Here is an 18,594-nt window from a genome sequence, read left to right as displayed (position 1 = left end):
CACGACCCCCACGAAAGGTGACACGATGACGTCTCTCCGCCCGTCCACTCGGCTCTCCACGACACGACATGTCTCGCCACGACGAACCGCGCCGCGCGCGAGAGCGGCGATCGCCGCGATCGCCGCGCCCGTGCTCGCCCTGACGCTGCTCGCCCCCGCGGCCCACGCCGCCGCGGCGCCGGGCGACCCCGCCGCGGCGGGCGCCGCCCTGCTCGACCGGATCGGCGCCCCCGACGGGGCGACGGCCGACGGCCCGATCTGGTCGCCCGTCGCGACCGGCTTCGCCGCGACGCCGACGGACGAGCTGCCGCACGGCACGACGGGCGGCGCCGGAGGCGACATCGTCATGGTCCGCGACGCCGAGTCGCTCGCCGAGCATGCGGCGTCCGAGGATCCGCTCACGATCATCGTCAAGGGCGACATCGAGATCGGCGACGGCGACATGATCCGCGTCGCCAGCGACAAGACGATCGCGGGATCCGGCGCCAAAGCCGCCCTCGTCGACGGCGGCCTGTTCGTCGACCACGCGAGCAACGTGATCATCCGCAACCTGACGTTCCGCGACTCGTATGTCCCTGGTGACTGGGACGGGAAGTTCGACGACAACGACAACGACGGCATCCGCGTCGACACCTCGAGCCACGTGTGGATCGACCACAACGACTTCACCCGCATCGGCGACGGCGAGACCGATCTGCGCAAGGACTCGACCGCGCTCACGCTGTCGTGGAACACGTACCGCGACCACAACAAGGCCGTCGGGGTCGGCTGGACCGACGACGTCGTGACGACGCTGACGATGCACCACAACCTCATCTCGAACAGCTACCAGCGCAACGCGAGCATCGACAACGTCGCCTACGGCCACCTCTACAACAACCACATCGAGGGCATCGGGCAGTACGGCACGATGTCGCGTGGCGCCGCGCAGCTGCTCATCGAGAACAGCTCGTACGCGCACGGCGAGGACGCCATCGTGGCGAAGGATCCGGAGTCGCGGGTGCACTCGCGGGGCAACAGCTTCACGGACATCCGCGGGCTGAAGCAGAACACGGGCCCGACCTTCGAGGCGAGCGACTTCTACGACTACGCGCTCGAGGCGACCCGCGACGTCGAGGACATCGTCAAGACGCACGCCGGCCCCGTCGGGCCGCCGGAGAACATCCCGCGCACCGTCACGGTCGCACTCGATGGATCCGGCGACTTCGCGTCGGTCGGCGCGGCCCTCGGCGCGGCATGGCGCGTCGACCATCCCGTCGACATCGTGATCGAGCCCGGCGTCTACCGCGAGGTCGTGCGCATCTGGCCCGGAATCGACGACGTGACGCTGCGCGGAGCGACCGGTGAAGCCGAGGACGTCGTCATCACCTATGACCTCGCAGCCGGCCAGAAGAAGTTCTACGGCGACGGGAACTTCGGGCACACGGGATCCCCGACGCTGTCGGTGCTCGCCGATGACGTGACCCTACAGGACCTGACGATCGAGAACGCCTACGACGAGGCGGCGAACGGCCCGAGCCAGGCACTCGCCCTGCGCACGGTCGGCGACCGCGTCGTGCTCGACGGCGTGCGCCTGCTCGGCAATCAGGACACGTTCCTCGCCGACCACGGCGGCGCCACGCTGTCGCGCGTGTACGCGACCGGCTCGTACGTCGAGGGCGACGTCGACTTCATCTACGGCGGCGGCACACTCGTCGTCGACGACTCCGAGATCCGCTCGCTCGATCGCGGATCCGACTCGAACAACGGCTATGTCGGCGCGCCCGCGACGGTTCCCGGCTCGCACGGCTTCCTGTTCGTGAACAGCCGGTTCACGTCGGACGCGGCGGCCGAATCGGTGCACCTCGGGCGCCCCTGGCACCCGAGCAGCAACCCGAACGTCTCGCCGTCGATGCTCGTGCGCGACTCGTGGCTCGGCGCGCACATCAAGACGCCGGCCTGGTCGGATATGAGCGGCTGGCCGTGGCGCGAGGACGATCTGAACGAGTACGGCAACGTCGGCCCGGGCGCGATCGATCCCGGCGCCGAGGTCGACGGACGCCCGCAGCTGTCGGACGACGAGGCCGCCGACCGCACGCGCGAGACCTACCTCTCGGGCGACGACGGCTGGGCTCCCTGGAGCTGACGCCGGCTCGAATGGCGCAAACGGCTCCAAGACCTGGATCTTGGAGCCGTTTGCGGCATTCGAAGGGCGGGGCTACTCGGATCCGCGGGGGCCGCGGGTTCCCGGGCGCCGCAGGCCGCGCGTGCGCGAGATGCGATAGTCGATGCGGTCGTCGACGTAGTCCTGCAGCTCGGGGTTCTCGGAGAGGCTGTGCGTCATCTCGTCGGTGACGAACTCCGTGAGCCGTTCGAGCCGCTGCACTGTCTGCTCGTGCTCGATCTGTCGATGCTCGTACCTCAGGGCCTTCACGAGCGCGATCGCCATGAGGATCATGATCACGCTGAACGGCAGGGCCGTCAGCAGGGATCCCGCCTGCAGGGCGCTGAGCGCGTCGGATCCGCCCGCGAGCAGGAGGCCGAGCGCGAGGACGCCCTCGAGGACGGCCCACAGCACGCGCGACCAGACGGGCGGGTTCGGGTGCCCGCCGGAGGCGAGCATGTCGACGACGAGCGATCCCGAGTCGGACGAGGTGATGAAGAAGATCGCGACGACGATGATCGCCAGGATCGACAGGATGTTCCCGAGCGGCAGGTCGCCGAGGACGGTGAACAGCGACCCCTCGGCGGACACGGACTGCGTCCCATCCTCCGCCGTCTGCACGAGGTCGCCCTCGCCGAACATCTGACGGAAGATGCCCGAGCCGCCCATGACCGAGAACCAGAAGAAGCCGACGATCGTCGGTACGAGCAGCACGCCGGCGATGAACTGGCGCACGGTGCGGCCGCGCGAGATGCGCGCGATGAAGACGCCGACGAACGGCGCCCAGGCGATCCACCAGCCCCAGTAGAACAGGGTCCAGCCGGACAGCCACGCGTGTGTGTCCTCGCTGGCGAAGGCCCCCACATCGAGCGTCATGTGGAAGACGTTGGCGAAGTACACGCCGAGCGACTCGACGAAGGTGCGCAGCAGGAACAGCGTCGGCCCGAGCAGCAGCATCGAGACGAGCAGCACGCCGGCGAGCGAGAGGTTGATGTTCGACAGCCACTTGATGCCTGCACCCAGGCCGCTGACGACGGAGATCGTCGCGAGCAGGGTGATGACCGCGATCAACGTCACGAGCAGCCAGGTGTCGGTCGAGCCGACGACGCCGATCGCCTGCATGCCCGAGGCGATCTGCTGCACGCCGAGGCCGAGCGATGTCGCGACGCCGAACACGGTGCCGAAGATGGCGAGGATGTCGATGACGTCGCCGACCCACCCCTTGACTCGGTCGCCGAACAGCGGCTCGAGCGCCCAGCGGATCGAGACGGGGCGACCGCGGCGGTGGATGGCGTAGGCGAGGGCGAGGCCGATGACCGCGTAGATCGCCCAGGGGTGCAGCCCCCAGTGCACGAAGGTCTGCGCCATCGCGAGGCCCGCGAGCTCGCTCTCCGTCCCCTCCCAGCTCGGGTTGCCGCCGATCGTGGCGTAGGTCACGGGCTCGCCGACGCCGTAGAAGATGAGGCCGATGCCCATACCGGCCGAGAACAGCATCGCGAACCACGCCATGATGCTGAACTCGGGTTTGTCGCCCTCTCGCCCGAGCTTGATCGTGCCGAGCTTCGAGAACGCGATCACCACGACGAAGACGACGAAGACTCCGATGATGAGCATGTAGTACCAGCCGAGCGTGTCGGCGATCCACGACTTGCCCGTGTTGAACGCCGTGCCCATCGCATCGGGGAACACGAGCGACAGCACCGTGACGAGCGCGATCACGATGAACGCGGGCCAGAACACGCGGGGCGCGATCATGCCCTTGCCGATGCGCACCCCCTGACGGCGCAGCTTCTCGGTGATCTGGGCGTCGCTGTCGTCCTCGGCGATGTGCATCCGCGTCGGCACGGCCGAGATGGCCGGGTCGAGCTCGAGCGTCTCGCCGCTGATCGGGTTCTGCAGCGTGGGCGGGTGGGCGTCGGTCCTGCTGTCGTCTTCGGGCTCGACCGGCGTACCGGGATCCCCTGTCGTCGAAGTCACCGGAAACACTCCTTCATTCGTCAGGCATGGCGCTGCTCGCATCGTTTCGCAGATCCGATCGCGATGCCAGGGGCCATGCCGACGGAGCGCGAAACCGCGACGCGGATCGACGCCCGATTCCCGCGTGGAGCGAGACCACCGCACAGGCGATGCGGCGCGTGCCGCACCGGAGCGAACCGCGTTCCGTCGTCGGTCGGCCGCATATTCGCCTCAAGCGCGAATCACACCATCGCTTCGAGCGTCGGATCCGGCGTCGGATCCGGTTCCTGCGTCGGATCCGGCGTCGGATCCGGTTCCTGCGTCGGCTCCGGCTCCGGTTCCTGCTCCGGCTCCGGTTCCTGCTCCGGCTCCGGTTCCTGCGTCGGCTCCAGTTCCTGCTCCGGCTCCGGTTCCTGCGTCGGCTCCGGTTCTGGTTCCTGCGTCGGTGTCGGCGTCGGATCCTCGCTCGGAGTCGGCGCGGGCGTCGGCGACGGCTCCGGCTGCGGGTCCTCCGTGGGTGTCGGATCCGGACTCGGCGTCGGCGCCGGTGTCGGATCCGGGCTCGGCGTCGGCGTCTGATCCGGCGCCGGCGTGGGAGCGGGAGTGGGCGTCGGATCCGGCGTGGGAGTGGGCGTCGGCGTCGGCGTGGGCGTCGGCGTCGGCGTCGGCGTGGGCGTCGGCTTCGGATCAGGGCTCGGCGTGGGCGTCGGCTTCGGATCGGGGGTCGGTGTGGGCTGCGGATCCGGCGTGGGCGTCGGCTCGGGATCCGGCGCCGGGGCGGGTGCCGGCTCGGGCACGGGTGCAGGGATCCCCGGGCGCAGCTCTTCGGGAGCGGCGGACCCGCCGGTCAGCAGCGGGTACGGGTCGACCGGCAAGCCGTCCTGGCGCACCTCGAAGTGCAGGTGGTTGCCGAAGCTGTGGCCCGTGTTGCCGACGCCGCCGATGTGGTCGCCCGTCTCGACCCAGTCGCCGACCTCGACGGTGCGGCTCCCGTAGCTCAGGTGGCCGTACACGGTCTGCATCCCGTCGACGTGCTGGATGATGACGGCGACGCCGTAGCCGTAGTGTCCCTCGCTCGACACCACCACGACTCCGGGGGCGGCCGCGCCGATCGGCTCGCCGGCCCCCGCCGCGAGGTCGATGCCCATGTGGCGGCCGCCGCGCGTGCCGAAGTGGTCGCTGATCCAGTAGTTCGCGAGCGGCCAGGCGAGCCGCCCGACAGGGCCGAGGTCGCCGTCGGCCAGCAGCTCGGGATCGACAGGAAGACCGGCCGCGATCGCCTCGGCGACGAGCTTCTCGCGCGCCTCGCGGCGGAGCTCCTCGAGCTCCTCCTTCGTCGATGCCGCGTAGGTGCTGTGGGCGAGCTCCGCGATGCTGGCGGCCGCGTCGTCCTCGCCGACGCCGCCATGGGCATGTCGGTCGACCTCCGCCGGCGACGCGGCGTATCGCGCGACCGGTGCCGCCGGTTCGAGCGTCGCGCGGTCGACCGTGGCGGCCGCGGTGGGCTGCGAGATCTCGGTCGAGGTGGCCGTCAGTGTGGCCGCGCCGCATACTGCGGCGAGCAGGCCGATGGCGCCGACGGCGCGGATCGCGCGCATGCGTCGCGCGTGCTTCCTCCCACGTGGTGCCGTCATCCGTGACCCTCCCCGCACTCATCTTGACCACTCGTGCGGTATGTGACAAGACCCTCCCGCGGATCCGACCCACCGGTTTCCCGGCGCACGCGCCTATCCTGGTGGCCGTGCTCGCCAAGATCCTGCTCTTCTACGTCTTCACGCCCCTCGCCGACCCGCACGCGATCCGGATGTGGCAGCGCGACCTCAGTGAGCTGCTCGGCCTGCGCGGGCGGATCCTCATCTCGGAGCACGGCATCAACGGCACCCTCGGCGGCGACATCGACGCGCTCAAGCGGTACGTCCGCAAGACGAAGCAGTACGCGCCGTTCGCGAAGATCGACGTCAAGTGGTCGCCCGGCACGGGCCTCGACGACGACGGCCGGAGCGTGGACTTCCCGCGCCTCACCGTCAAGGTGCGCGACGAGATCGTCTCGTTCGGCGCCCCCGACGAGCTGCGCGTCGACGAGAACGGCGTGGTCGGCGGTGGCGTCCACCTCGGGCCGGGTGAGCTGCACCGGCTCGTCGCCGAGCGCGGCGACGAGGTGACCTTCTTCGACGGGCGCAACGACTTCGAAGCCGAGATCGGCCGCTTCAAAGACGCGATCGTGCCGGCGGTCGAGACGACACGCGACTTCGTCGACGAGCTCGACTCGGGAAGATACGACCACCTCAAGGACACGCCCGTCGTCACATACTGCACGGGCGGGATCCGGTGCGAGGTGCTGTCGAGCCTCATGGTCTCTCGCGGCTTCCGCGAGGTGTATCAGCTCGACGGCGGCATCGTCCGCTACGGCGAGACGTTCGGCAACACGGGTCTGTGGGAGGGATCGCTCTACGTCTTCGACGGTCGCGAGGCGACGACGTTCGGAGACGATGCGGCGGTCATCGGCCGATGCGGATCCTGCGGAGCACCCAGCGACCGCATGGTGAACTGCGCCGATGACGACTGCCGGCGCCGCACGGTGCTGTGCGACGCCTGCGGCGAGCGCGCCGTCTGCCGCGCGCACGCGGCCGCCGCGTAGCCCCGCTCAGGTGCGCGCGACCGACCGGTCGCGCGCCTCGGCGCGCGGCCGGTAGACGACGAGCGAGTGGAACGTGAAGCGGATGAGGAAGGCGACGGCGAGCGTGATCGCCGTCGCGACGGGGCTCGCCATGCCCCAGCCGGACACCATGAGCGCCATGACCGGGATCCGCACGGCCGACTCGACGTTGTTGAAGACGAACGACGACGCGAAGCGGCGCCAGAAGCCGCGGGCCTGCCCCTTCAGATCGCGGAACACGAACCGCTCGGCGAGCAGGAAGTTGCCGATGATGGTGACCTCGGCGGCGACGATCGCGGCCGCCACGTAGCCGACCGCGAGCTCGGTGAGCGCCCACACGATCGCGACGTTCGCCACGGCGCCGAACGCGCCGATCAGTGCGAAGGCGCTCATCTTGCCGAATCGCAGCAGCGCCAGCTGGTGCAGGAAACGCGCCCCCTGGCGCAGCGACGCCTTCGAGTCGCCCGCATAGCGGTCGGCGAAGTCGAACGGGACCTCCGTGATGCGCAGCGTCGTGCGCACGACGATCTCGAGCAGGATCTTGAACCCGCGCGGGCGCAGCGCGCCGAGGTCGAGGCGGGACGTGTCGATCGCGAAGAAGCCCGTCATGGGATCCGTCACGCTCCGCAGCCGCACGGGGAACATCGCGCGCGTGATCGCCGTCGCCCCCCGCGAGACGAGGCGCCGGGTCGCGTCCGCGAGGCCCGTCGCCGTGCCCGCGCCGACATAGCGCGACGCGCTCACGATGTCGGCATCGCCCGCGCGGAGGCGCTCGACGAGCGCGGGGATCTCCTCGGGTGGGTGCTGGAGGTCGCCGTCCATCACGACGCAGACGCTCGAGCGCGCCTGGCGGAAGCCCTCGATCACCGCTCCCCCGAGGCCGCCCGTCGGCCGGTCGCGGTGCACGACCCGCACGGGCACCGCCGACGTCGCCGCCACACGGCGCACCTCGGCGTCGGTGCCGTCGCTCGAGTCGTCGACGAAGAGGATCTCGGCGTCGATCCCACCCACGGCGGCCTCGACGCGTCGCACGATCTCCGCCACGTTGCCGACCTCGTCGAAGGTCGGGATGATGACGGTCAGCACCCCTCCATCGTCGCACGCGCGGCCCCGCGCCATCTCCGCGAGACGGATCCGCCCGGCCCGAGCGGAATTATCCTGGAGGGATGACGACCCCTGCGAACGACACCATCACGATGTTCGGCGCCGAATGGTGCCGCGACTGCCGACGCACCAAGGCGCAGCTCGACGGCCTGGGCCTCGAGTACACGTACATCGACCTCGAGGCGGAGCCCGCCGCCGCAGACGTCGCGAAGGACATCTCCGGCCGCACCAACATCCCCGTCGTCGTCTACCCCGACGCGAGCCACCAGGTCGAGCCGTCGAACGCCGACGTCGAGGCCAAGCTGCGCGAGCTCAGCCTCATCTGACCGATCCGCCCCCGCGCGCGGTGCGTCTCTGACGCGCCGCGCCGGTGTCGCGCGCCTGGGGATCCGGGCTCACGTACGGCAGAATGGGTGTGTGAGCGAGCACGTCGAAGAGGTCACCACGCGCGACGAGATCTGGCGCGCGCGTCCGGCCGACGCCCACCTCGTCGGCATCGTCGTCGTCCGAGACGGGATGCCGTCCGTCGTCGAGCAGCGCCGGCAGCTCACGAACTTCGGAGTCCCCATCGAGGGCTTCCGCCACCCCGCGCCGAACGTCGCTGAGACGTGGGAGGAACGTCTCACCCGCCTGTTCGGGCGACTCGAGCGCGGTGACGTCGTCGTCGTGACGAGCGTCCGCGTGTTCGGCCGCGACGCCGCGGAGGAGACGCAGACGATCGCCGAGCTCGGCCGCCGGGGCATCATGATCAAGGTGCTGGCGCACGAGGCGCCCGTCGCCTGACGCCGCGCCGCATCAGCCGGCGGCGTCGACGCAGGCGACCTCCGTCGTCGACCGCGCGCCGTCGTCCCGCTCGAGGAGCACCTCGATGCACGTGGTCTCCCCCGGCTCCGTGTCCAGGGTGATGCTCGTCTCGCTCGTCTCGCTCTCGAGCGAGGTCAGCCGGTCGTCCTCGTAGATCCCCCACCGGTACGCGTCGCCCGCGCGCGGATCCGGATTGCTCCACGAGAACGTGACCTCGTCGCCGTCGGCGGCGCCGCGCAGCTGCGTCACCGCCGGGACGTCGCGATCGGGGATCCCGCTCTCATCGGGATCGTCCGCCGTCTGCGTGATGAGGAAGACGAGCAGCGCCGCGATGCCCGCGAGGAGCGCCGCGCCCGCGATGATCCCGCCGATCACGAGCCCGCGGCGCGAGCGGCGCTCGGACGCCGTCCGGTGCGTGCGGGTGATGTCGCGTGTCTCGCCGGGCAGCGGGATCACCCGGCTTGCCACGCGGAACGTCGACGTGTCCGCGGTCGGCACGCTCCCGCGCCGGATCTCGACCCGCGACACGAACTCGTAGTCGGCGGGGCCGGGATCCGCCCGGCGCGATCGGCGCGGCGCCGTCGCGTCGTCGACAGGAGCAGCGGCCGGAGGGCGCACTACCGTCGCGTCGTCGACCGGAGCCGCGACGGGCGGCGCCGCGATGGTCGTGTCGTCGACCGGCCCCGCGGCCGGCGGGCGCACGACCGTGGCGTCGTCGATGACGGGAGGCCCGTCGTCCGCTGCCGGTTGCTCCGCCGCAGTGCGGCGCGTCCGCGACGGCGCCGCGTTCCCGGCGGGGTCGGCCCCATCCGCATCATCCCGCGCGTTCGAGCTGTCCGACGTCGACGGCGCCGGGGCCGGATCCGCGGCCCACGCCGGCACCGCGCCGTCGTCTCCCGCGGGCGCGGGCGGCGCGAACTCGGCGTGGTCCCCCGTCGCCCCGGCGGCCGGGATCACAAACGGGTCGTCGGGAGCCGGTGGCAGCGGCGCGAACGGCGCGGACTCGGGCGACGCGATCGCCTCCGCCGGATCGTCCGGCATCACGGTGGTGGTGCCGCTCAGGCGCCGGATCCGTGTGACCCCGATGCCGTCGTCATCGCTCGCCTCATCATGCGGCTCGTCGCCGTCGTCGAGGATGTCGATCTGGGTGACCTGATGCCCCAGCTCGATCTGCACCTTCTGCAGCGCGCGGGCGAATGCGGCCGCGGTTCCGAAGCGGTCCCGCGCGTCCTTCGCCATCGCGCGCTCGAGCACGACCGACAGCGAGCGCGGCACGTCACGCCGCTGCAGATCCGGCAGCGGCAGGCTCGAGATGCGCTCGATCAGCGTCGCGCTGCCGTTGTCCCCGCCGGCCACCTCGAACGGCGAGCGCCCCGAGAGGAGCGTGTAGATGGTGGCGCCCAGCTGGTACACGTCGCTGCGCACATCGCTGCGTGGCGGATCGAGGAAGGCCTCAGGCGGCGACCACGGGACGGACACACCCTGCGACTCGCCCGGCTGCGCCGTCGACGAGGCGATGCCGAAGTCGGTGAGCGCCGGCCGGTTGTACTCCGTCACGAGGATGTTGGCCGGTTTGATGTCGCGGTGCAGCACGTTCGCGCGGTGCGCGGTCTCGACTGCGGCGGCCACCGGGATCCCCGTGTGCAGCGCCTCCTCGACCGAGAACGGCTCGCGGCGATACCGCACCTGCAGGTTCGGCCGCGGGCAGTACTCCATGACGAGATACGGTCGGCCGTCGTCGGCGACCCCCGCCTGGTACACGGCGACGATCGCGGGGTGCGTCGAAAGCATCGCCATCACGTTCGCCTCGGCCGTGAACTGCGCGGCCGAGGTCGAGATGCGGTCGGACAGCAGAACCTTGATCGCCACCCGCCGACGCGGCATCTTCTGCTCATAGAGGAACACGTCGGCGAACCCGCCGGATCCGAGCAGCTGCAGGTAGGTGAACCCGGGGAGCTCGGGCGGATCGGACGGCGCGCGCCGCGTCACGTCACATCCTCGAACTCGACGGTGACGCCGTCGCCGAGGTCGAGCACGTCGCCCGTGACGACGACCGTGCGCTCGCCGCCGCGCAGGCGGACGGGATCCGCCCCCTCGCGCAGGAGCATGGTGCCGTTCGTCGTGCGCAGGTCGGTCACGACCACCGCATCGGCGTCGGGTCGGATCTCGAGGTGGTTGCGCGAGATGTCGAGCTGCGGGCTGGGGACGGGCACCAGCTGCGGCGCATCGTCGAGCGCGACGCGCGTCGCCCGAGGGCTGCGGCCGATCACGATCGGCCGGTCGACATCGAACGACTCGCCGGTCGAGAGACGGATCCGCCCGAGTCGGACGGCCGGCGCCGCCGCGCGGCGCGCCCGCAGCTGATCGATCGACAGGGTCGCGCCGTCATGGTCGCCCTCGGGGATCGGATCGACCTGCGCCGCGCGCCGCGCGCGCAGCTCGGCCAGCGTGATCGTGGCGCCGTCGTGGTCCCCCGCGGGCGCCTCCTCGGGGTCGGGGCCGGTCCTGTCGTCATCGGACACCTCGAGCAGCGTGTCGTGCGGAGCCTCCTCGACGTACTCCGACACGGGATCCGCCTCCGGCTCCCCGACGATCGAGACGGGCACCGCGCCCCGCCGGAGCACCCGGGTGTCATCTCCTCGGCCGTCGACGATGACGCACCACGCGGCGTCCGCGGCCGCGCCCAACGCGGCCTCGACGGACTCCTCGAGCGCATCGCGCAGCAGCGCCGCGTCGACCTCGGCCGGCACCAGCGCGACGCGCCCCGCGGCGACGACGAGCGTCTCCGCCCCGCTCATGACGACGACCCCGCGATGCCGGTCCGCGGCGCGGTCGCGTGCTCCCACGCGCCGCGGTCGACCGTGTCGGCGTCGACGTCGTCTGGGAGCCCACCCCTCGCCACGTCGAGCGCGTCGACGACCACCACGGTGATGTTGTCGCGGCCCCCCTGCTGCACGGCCTCGCGCACGAGCCGCGCGGCCGCCGCCCGGGGATCCGGCTCGGCGTTCAGCACGGTCGCGATTCGCTCGGCAGTCAGCTCCTCGGTGAGGCCGTCGGTGCAGACGAGGATGCGGTCGCCGCGCGCGGCCGGCAGCATCCAGACATCCGTCTCGCCCGCTCCCCCTGCGCCCAGGGCGCGGGTGACGACGTTGCGGCGGCGGTCTGCGCGCGCCGCCTCCTCGGACAGCGCGCCGGCGTCGATGAGCTCCTGGACGAGCGAGTGGTCGACCGTGAGCTGCGTGAGGGTTTCAGCCTGCAGCCGATAGGTGCGGGAGTCGCCGACGTTGAGCGCCAGCCAGTAGCCGGCGCCGTCGACCTCGGTCACGATGACGCCGGACAGCGTCGTGCCCGCACCGGCCTTCTGCGCCCGGGAGAAGCTCGCCAGGCAGGAGCGCGCCGCGTCGACCGCGCCGCGTGCGTCGTCGACCGACACCCACTCGCGCGACGCGAAGCGCTGGAACGCGGCGAGCGCGGTGGCCGCCGCGACATCGCCCGCGTCATGCCCGCCCATGCCGTCGGCGACGAGGAAGCAGGGCCAGGATGCGAGCGCGGCGTCCTCGTTGAGGGCGCGGCGGCGTCCCGCATCGGTCGCGACGCCACTCGCCGTCGTGATGGCGGCACCCATGTCAGGCGCGCCCCGCCCGCTCGACCGTCGCCCGGCGATCGCCGATCGCGAGCACATCGCCGACTGTCAGCGGCGTCGGGACACCCGGTGCGAGATCGGTCGTCGCGCCGTCGCGTTCGAGCACGACCCCGTTGGTCGAATGCCGGTCGACGACGACGACCTGCTCGCCGTCGAACGAGACCTCGAAGTGCGTCTTCGACAGGGACAGCGTGTCATCGACGATCGCGATGTGCTCGGCTCCTGGCTCGCCGACGGGATTGCGGCCGAAGATCGTCCGCGACGTCGCCGTCGTGCGGCGCCCGTCGTCCCACACGAGCACGACGGAGGGCGGCGCGCTGGGCGCGGGCGGCGCGGCGCGATCGATCACGATCGTGTCGTCGGGGAACTCGTCGGCGGGCGCGACCGGCGCGGGCCCGGGCACATCGGCGGCCGTCGGGGCAGGAGGCATATCGGCGATCGGCTCGGGCTCGGCGACGGGCTCCGGAACGGCGGCCGGCGCGGGCGCCGGCGGCATGTCGGCCGGCGCGGGGGCGGGACGCCCGGCAGGCGGCTCCCCCGTCACGCCGGGGACGAACGCGATCGGTCCCTCATCGGCCACGCGCGGCGCGGCCTCCGCGGGTGGCGCGGCGGGTGCCGGCCCCGCGAAGGGATCGATCGGCTCGGGCATCGATGCGGACTCGGGCGGCTGCGGTTGCGCACCTGCCGGAGGCGCCCCGACCGGAGCCGGAGGCGCGGCGGGGCGCGGCGGGATGGGCGCCAAAGCGGGCGCGGCGAAGGCGTCGTACGGCCCGCCCGGGGACGCCTGCGCCTGCGGGGACGCCGCGAACGGATCCCGCGGCGCGTCAGGCGACGCGGCGGCGGAGGGCCGGTGCGCCGCAAACGGATCCTGGGGCGCAGGCGGCGCGGCGAACGGCGCGCCCGGCTGCGGCGGAACGGGAGGCGGCGTCGCGCCCGTCAGGCGCGGATCCGGCTGCCAGCTCGGCGGAGCCGCCGGCGCCGTCCCGGACGGCGCACGGTGCTCGGCCGACACGTCGACGACGAGCGCCTTCGCGACCCTGTCGTGCCAGCCCTGCCGGCGACCGGAGCGGTCGAAGAACACCGAGAAGTACCCGACGACGATCGTCGCGGCGAGCGCCCAGATGATGTGCCGCACGAGGGCGCGCCCGAACCCGAGCCGCTCGCCCGTGTCGTCACGCACGAGTCGCACCTTGAGCCACCGCTGCGCGAACGAGCCGCCCGCGCCCTGCATCGCGACGTACGCGGCGACGAGGGCGACGCCGACGAGCGTCGGCACGAGGACGAGCAACAGGTATCCGAGCGGGTCCCCCTGCACCAGCTGGGGCGCGACGCCCGCGCCGACGAGCATCGTGAGCGGACCGCCGATCAGTCCCGCGGCGGCGCCGATGAGCGCCATGTCGATGAGGTACACGAGCACGCGCGTGCCGAGCGATGCCGGCGGACGCACCCCCCGCGGCGCGGGCTGCGGCGCCGGTGGCTGGGGCTGTGCGTACTGCGGGACCTGCGGCGGCGCCCCATGAGGTGGCTCGCTCGCATAGCCAGACTGACCTGTCGACATGCTCACGTCAGGCCTCCTTCTCGCTCACTGCTTCTCGGGTATCTGCGACCTTCTCACGAAGGCGCCTCAGTCCGCGACGGATCGGGGAGTTCTTGGCGATCGAACGCAGGCTGAGGCGGGCGCGGAATCGTCCCCACGCCGTCGACTTCTGCCGCATGCTGCCGACGACCTCGTCGACATCGTGCCAGTACGCCGACACCTCCTCGTCGGTCGGATCGACGGGCGCGAACACGCGCGCATCAGCCTCGGCGGCGAGCGCCGCCACGCGCGGCTCGTGGAATCGGGACGCGACCGTCGAGGCCTCTTCGTGCCGCGTGGCTCCCTCGGGGAGGGCGGTGCCGCGGTAGGCGCCGAGGTCGGCGGCTCGGTCGACGAGCTCGTGCCAGCCGCCCGCGATCCGGTCGCTCGGGTCGACCGCACGGAGACGCCGGCGGCGCTGCGCCAGCTTGATCGCCGCCACGATCAGGAACGGCGCCAGCAGGAGGGCGACGGCGAGAAGGCTGATGCCTCCGACGACGATCACCTGCCAGGCGATCGGCGAGAGAAGCGGCTCCTCCTCCTCGTCCTGCTCGCGTTCGTTCGGCACCAGCGGCGGCTCGTCGGCCGGCTCCTGCGGCGGGGGCGGCGGCTGCAGCACCTGCGGGCGCGGCTCCTGCCGCGGGCTCTCTGAGATCTCCTCGGGGACGTTGTCCTCCGCCGGAGTCGGATCGAACGCCACCCAGCCGTGGCCATCGAACGCGACCTCGACCCATGCGTGCACTGTCGCTCCCGACGCGATGAAGGGATCCACATCGGGGTCGTTCTCGTCCGCGTGGAATCCCATGACGACACGTGCCGGCATGCCGAGGGCGCGCGCCATGATCGCCATCGCGACGGCGTACTGCTCGTCGTCGCCGACGCGCTGATCCGAGCTGAGCAGCTGGCCGATGCGCTGCGCGCCGTGACCCGCGCGCGACTGCGGGTCGTCCTCGGAGCGCCCCGTGTCCTCCTTCGAGAGGCCGTGGCTGAAGTAGCTGTTCTGCAGCCACTCCTCAAGGGCCTTCGCCCGCGCATACGGCTGCAGGGCGCCCTCGACGGCGTCGTCGGCCTCGTCGATGATGTCGGCCGCGACGGATGCCGCATCGCCCGGGGGCGACTGGATCGTGGGCAGCGGCACCTTCGCGAAGGGCGCGTCGCCGACCTCGTCCGCTGTCGGCACGTCGGGGAGCACGGCGGACACCGTGAACCGGTCGCCCTGGCGCAGACCGCCGGTGACGAGGGCCGTCCCCGTCTCCTCGTTGACGAACGTGCCGCGCCGCAGTTCATCGACGCGTTCGCCCGCCCCGGCGAATGCGATGACGTCGACGACGCCCAGGTCGGGGAGCCACGGTCCGGAGTACTGCTCGATCGAGATCTCGACCGAGACAGGCGTGCCCTCCGCGCCTTCCGCCATGCCGCTGCGCAGCGGCAGGAAGTCGCTCGACTGGCCGTCGCCGCTGTCGGCCACGTTGTAGACGAGGCCGTCGTATCCGTCGAGCACGGCGAGCCGCACCCGCGCGCCCTCCGGCAGCCCGGCGACGGAGAACAGCGGCTCGTCGGACGTGGGATGGTCGCGCACGATCGAGCGCCACGACTGCAGCGGGCTCGCGTAGTCGTGGAGTCGGAAGGGCGGGATGATCGTGTCGCGGGCGACCTCGCGCACCTCGTTCTGCGGCGCGACGGCCTGCGACGCGAATCCGGCGCCGGCCGCCACCGCGACGATCGCGATCCCCGCGGCGAAGCGCGTCCCGGCGCCGCCCGTGGCCCCGCGCCCCGCGAGTCCCGCGATCGACACCGCGGCGAAGCGCGGCGACCACGCCTCCCGGATCGCGAGCCACGCGATCGCCACGGCGATGAACGCCGCGCCCAGCGCGTACGGGAGCCACGCCGGCGGCGAGGGCGAGCCGAGGACGATCGCGAGCACGACGCTCGCGAGGATGGGCAGCATCGCCCACGCAGCCGGGGCCACGCGCAGCGCCAGGCTCCCACCGACGACGGCTGCCACGAGCAGCGTCGCGAAGGGCACGAGAAGGTGACCGTCCTCGACGGCCATCGGCGTGACGGTCGTGAGGAACGACTTCCACATCGTGACCGACCCCGCCGCGAGCTGGCGCAGCGTCTCGAGCGACGGCACGACCCCCGCGATGGTCGTGGCCGGCAGGGCGAACGCCCCTCCGAAGAGGAAGTACACGACGATCGTCACGGGCGTGAGGACGAGGATGTGCCACCGCCACAGCGCGCCCGCCGCGGCGATCGTGAGGCCGATGACGAGGCCGCCATAGGCGCCGAGGAAGAAACGGGCACCCCCGAAGAGCGGCCAGAACACGAGGATCGGCACGGTGAACAGAGCGATCATCGCGACGATGTCGAGGATCCAGCGCCGGCCGGAGAGCGCCTCGCGACTCTCGGGCGCGCTCATGCGAGGGACCTCCGCAGCGCGAGGGGCAGCTGGTCGAGCGCGCCGAGGGCGACGACGCGCGCGTCGGCGATGCGACGGAGGCTCGGATCCGCGCCCTCGTCTGCGACGCACACGAGCGTGCGCGCGCCGACCGGAATGCGCGCGACAGCGGCGCGGAGATCGCTCGCGGTCGCGCCCCGCCCCGTGACGAGAACGACGAAGCTCGCCGAGGGGATCCCCGCCCCGACGAACGCGCCGAGCTCGTCGACGCCCTCCCGGGTCGAGATCGTCTCGAGCGCCGCCAGCGAATCGAGCAGGCGACGCTCGCTGTCGCCGCGCAGGCCGCGCGCCTGCGTCCGCAGATCGACGTCGAACGCGTCGCGCAGGCCGCGGCGCCCGATCGATGCCGCGATCGACACGGCGAGCTCGAACTCGGCCTCAGTGCGGTACTCGTGCCGCGCCGCGGAGATCGCGATGACGAAGTGCGAGCGCCGCGTCTGCTCGTAGGTGCGCATCATCGTGGTCCCCGTGCGGGCCGTCGACCGCCAGTGCACGTGCCGCAGGTCGTCGCCGGGCTGATACTCCGTGAGTGCGTGGAACGCGATGTCGTCGCGCGCGAGATCGCTCGTGGGGAGGCCCTCGAGGTCGCGCACGAACCCGAGCGACTGGCCCTCGAAGGCGATCGATCGCGGGTGCACGAACAGGTCCGTCTGGTCGGCCCGCCGCTCGACGCGCTCGAACAGTCCGAGAGGATCACCGCGGAGGACGCTCACGGGGCCGACCGGCAGCACACCGCGACGATGGGTCGGGATCTCGAACAGCTCCGTCACGCTCTCGCCGGTCGCGAGGCGCCGCACGGCGAAGACGCCGCGTCCCTGCCCGACCGGGAGCACGACCCTCGCCGACGCGATCGGGCGGTTCGTGCCGTTCGTGAGGATGAGGCCGCCCTGCGCGCGCTCGCCGACCACGACGCGATCGCGGGTGAGGTCGAGCTCGACGTCGTACGCCGTGCGCCCGAGAAGGAACAGCGCGGACGCGAGGACGACGACCGTGAGGGCGATCGCGCCCGTCGTCATCTCGCGCCAGCCGTACATCGGGCCGATGATCCACAGCGCGGCCGCCCCGGCGATCGCCGTCCAGCCGATCGGACGGACCACACCGGCCGCCGCCCGAATGCCGCGCCACGCGCTCGTCGCGAGGTACCGCCCGATCTGGGCCCCCGTCACGCGGGTCGCCCGCGCGGGCGCTCCGACGGGCGCCGCCTCCTCGGAGGCGGCGCGCGGGGTGCCGGGCACGGGAGCGGTCACGTGGCTCAGGCGGTCGCGGTCTGCGCGCGCGTCTGCGGTGCGGGGACGTCGGCGAGGGCGCGCTGGACGACGGTGCTCTGCACGACGCCTGAGAACTCGGCTTCCGGGTCCATCACGAGGCGGTGCGCCCACGCGGGCTGCGCGAGCACCTTCACATCGTCGGGGATCACGTAGTGACGGCCCTGCGCCGCCGCCCACACCTTCGCGAGCCGGATCATCGCGATCGCCCCGCGCACCGACACACCGAGCCGGGTGTCCTGGTCCGCGCGCGTCGCCTCAGCGAGTTCGGCCGCGTATCGAAGCACCGCCCCGTCGACGTGGACGCTCGCCGCCAGATCCGCCATGTCGGCGATGGCCTCGGTCGTGATGAGCGGCGTCAGCCGGCTCGACGGGTTGCGCTCGGCCGAGCCGGCGAGGATCCGCTCGGTCACCTCGACGGTCGGGTAGCCGATCGATGCCTTGATGAGAAAGCGGTCGAGCTGCGCCTCGGGCAGCTTGTAGGTTCCCGCGGTCTCGATCGGGTTCTGCGTCGCGATGACGAGGAACGGGCGGCCGACCTCGTGCGTGACGCCGTCGACCGTGACGCGCGCCTCCTCCATCACCTCGAGCAGCGCCGACTGGGTCTTCGGCGATGCGCGGTTGATCTCGTCTGCCAGCAGGATCGAGGTGAAGACGGGGCCCTTGTGGAACTCGAACGAGTGGTTCTGCTGGTCGTAGATCGTCACGCCGGTGACGTCGCTCGGGAGGAGGTCGGGTGTGAACTGGATGCGGTTCGACGTGCCCTGCACGGTCGCGGCGAGCGACTTCGCGAGGCTCGTCTTGCCGGTTCCGGGTGCGTCCTCGAGCAGGACGTGCCCCTCGGCGAGCATCGCCGCGAGCACGAGGCTCACGACATCGCGCTTGCCCATCAGGGCGCGATCGACGTTGTCGACGAGCCGATTGAACGTTCCCTCGAACCAGCCGGCCTGCTGCGGTGTCATGGTCATGAGTGATTCTCGCTTTCGATG

At 72.0% G+C, this 18,594-nt stretch carries 14 protein-coding genes; 4 read left to right on the top strand and 10 right to left on the bottom strand.

What is annotated here, in order from left to right; genetic code table 11:
• Window positions 1-25: 25 nt before the first annotated feature.
• Entirely contained in the window at window positions 26-2,125 is a 2,100-nt protein-coding gene (locus GB932_RS11085; RefSeq protein ID WP_197517441.1) for a pectinesterase family protein, read from the top strand.
• A gap of 72 nt (window positions 2,126-2,197) precedes the next feature.
• On the opposite strand, the gene GB932_RS11080 is transcribed toward GB932_RS11085, so the two are convergent.
• Window positions 2,198-3,976 (bottom strand): BCCT family transporter, encoded by a 1,779-nt coding sequence (locus tag GB932_RS11080; RefSeq protein ID WP_197517449.1) that lies wholly within the window; start codon window positions 3,974-3,976, stop codon window positions 2,198-2,200.
• A 365-nt stretch (window positions 3,977-4,341) separates the two neighbouring features.
• Window positions 4,342-5,733, bottom strand: coding sequence for a M23 family metallopeptidase (locus GB932_RS11075; protein WP_156760765.1), 1,392 nt, complete (start codon window positions 5,731-5,733; stop codon window positions 4,342-4,344).
• Window positions 5,734-5,840: 107 nt separating this feature from the next.
• On the opposite strand from GB932_RS11075, the gene trhO reads away from it, so the two are divergent.
• Window positions 5,841-6,737, top strand: coding sequence for an oxygen-dependent tRNA uridine(34) hydroxylase TrhO (trhO, locus tag GB932_RS19460; RefSeq protein ID WP_306769949.1), 897 nt, complete (start codon window positions 5,841-5,843; stop codon window positions 6,735-6,737).
• A gap of 6 nt (window positions 6,738-6,743) precedes the next feature.
• Here trhO and GB932_RS11065 read toward each other — a convergent pair whose 3' ends face one another.
• Complete coding sequence (locus GB932_RS11065) at window positions 6,744-7,874, bottom strand: glycosyltransferase (RefSeq protein ID WP_156760763.1); 1,131 nt, start codon at window positions 7,872-7,874, stop codon at window positions 6,744-6,746.
• Between the two features lie 47 nt (window positions 7,875-7,921).
• On the opposite strand from GB932_RS11065, the gene GB932_RS11060 reads away from it, so the two are divergent.
• The gene (locus tag GB932_RS11060; protein ID WP_156760762.1) at window positions 7,922-8,185 is read left to right on the top strand and encodes a glutaredoxin domain-containing protein; all 264 of its coding nucleotides are present in this window, start codon (window positions 7,922-7,924) and stop codon (window positions 8,183-8,185) included.
• Window positions 8,186-8,276: 91 nt separating this feature from the next.
• A complete protein-coding gene (locus GB932_RS11055) occupies window positions 8,277-8,642 on the top strand; it encodes a recombinase family protein (RefSeq protein WP_156760761.1) in 366 nt (121 codons plus the stop codon).
• A 12-nt stretch (window positions 8,643-8,654) separates the two neighbouring features.
• Here GB932_RS11055 and GB932_RS11050 read toward each other — a convergent pair whose 3' ends face one another.
• The 7 genes from GB932_RS11050 to GB932_RS11020 are packed head-to-tail and all read right to left on the bottom strand — an operon-like array spanning window position 8,655 to window position 18,573.
• Window positions 8,655-10,652, bottom strand: coding sequence for a serine/threonine-protein kinase (locus GB932_RS11050; protein WP_156760760.1), 1,998 nt, complete (start codon window positions 10,650-10,652; stop codon window positions 8,655-8,657).
• A complete protein-coding gene (locus GB932_RS11045; RefSeq protein WP_231916138.1) occupies window positions 10,649-11,509 on the bottom strand; it encodes an FHA domain-containing protein in 861 nt (286 codons plus the stop codon). The genes GB932_RS11050 and GB932_RS11045 overlap by 4 nt, the downstream gene beginning before the upstream one ends.
• Complete coding sequence (locus GB932_RS11040) at window positions 11,458-12,288, bottom strand: PP2C family protein-serine/threonine phosphatase (RefSeq protein ID WP_156760759.1); 831 nt, start codon at window positions 12,286-12,288, stop codon at window positions 11,458-11,460. The genes GB932_RS11045 and GB932_RS11040 overlap by 52 nt, the downstream gene beginning before the upstream one ends.
• 1 nt (window position 12,289) lies before the next feature.
• The gene (locus tag GB932_RS19620; RefSeq protein WP_306769951.1) at window positions 12,290-13,864 is read right to left on the bottom strand and encodes an RDD family protein; all 1,575 of its coding nucleotides are present in this window, start codon (window positions 13,862-13,864) and stop codon (window positions 12,290-12,292) included.
• A 7-nt stretch (window positions 13,865-13,871) separates the two neighbouring features.
• Entirely contained in the window at window positions 13,872-16,301 is a 2,430-nt protein-coding gene (locus GB932_RS11030; protein WP_156760757.1) for a transglutaminase TgpA family protein, read from the bottom strand.
• Entirely contained in the window at window positions 16,298-17,587 is a 1,290-nt protein-coding gene (locus GB932_RS11025; protein WP_156760756.1) for a DUF58 domain-containing protein, read from the bottom strand. Before GB932_RS11025 ends, GB932_RS11030 begins: the two co-directional genes overlap by 4 nt.
• 5 nt (window positions 17,588-17,592) lie before the next feature.
• Window positions 17,593-18,573, bottom strand: coding sequence for an AAA family ATPase (locus GB932_RS11020; RefSeq protein ID WP_156760755.1), 981 nt, complete (start codon window positions 18,571-18,573; stop codon window positions 17,593-17,595).
• Window positions 18,574-18,594 lie beyond the last annotated feature (21 nt).

The organism is Microbacterium karelineae (assembly GCF_009745985.1).
Lineage (GTDB): Bacteria > Actinomycetota > Actinomycetes > Actinomycetales > Microbacteriaceae > Microbacterium > Microbacterium karelineae.
This window is presented reverse-complemented; position numbering and strand designations above follow the sequence as displayed.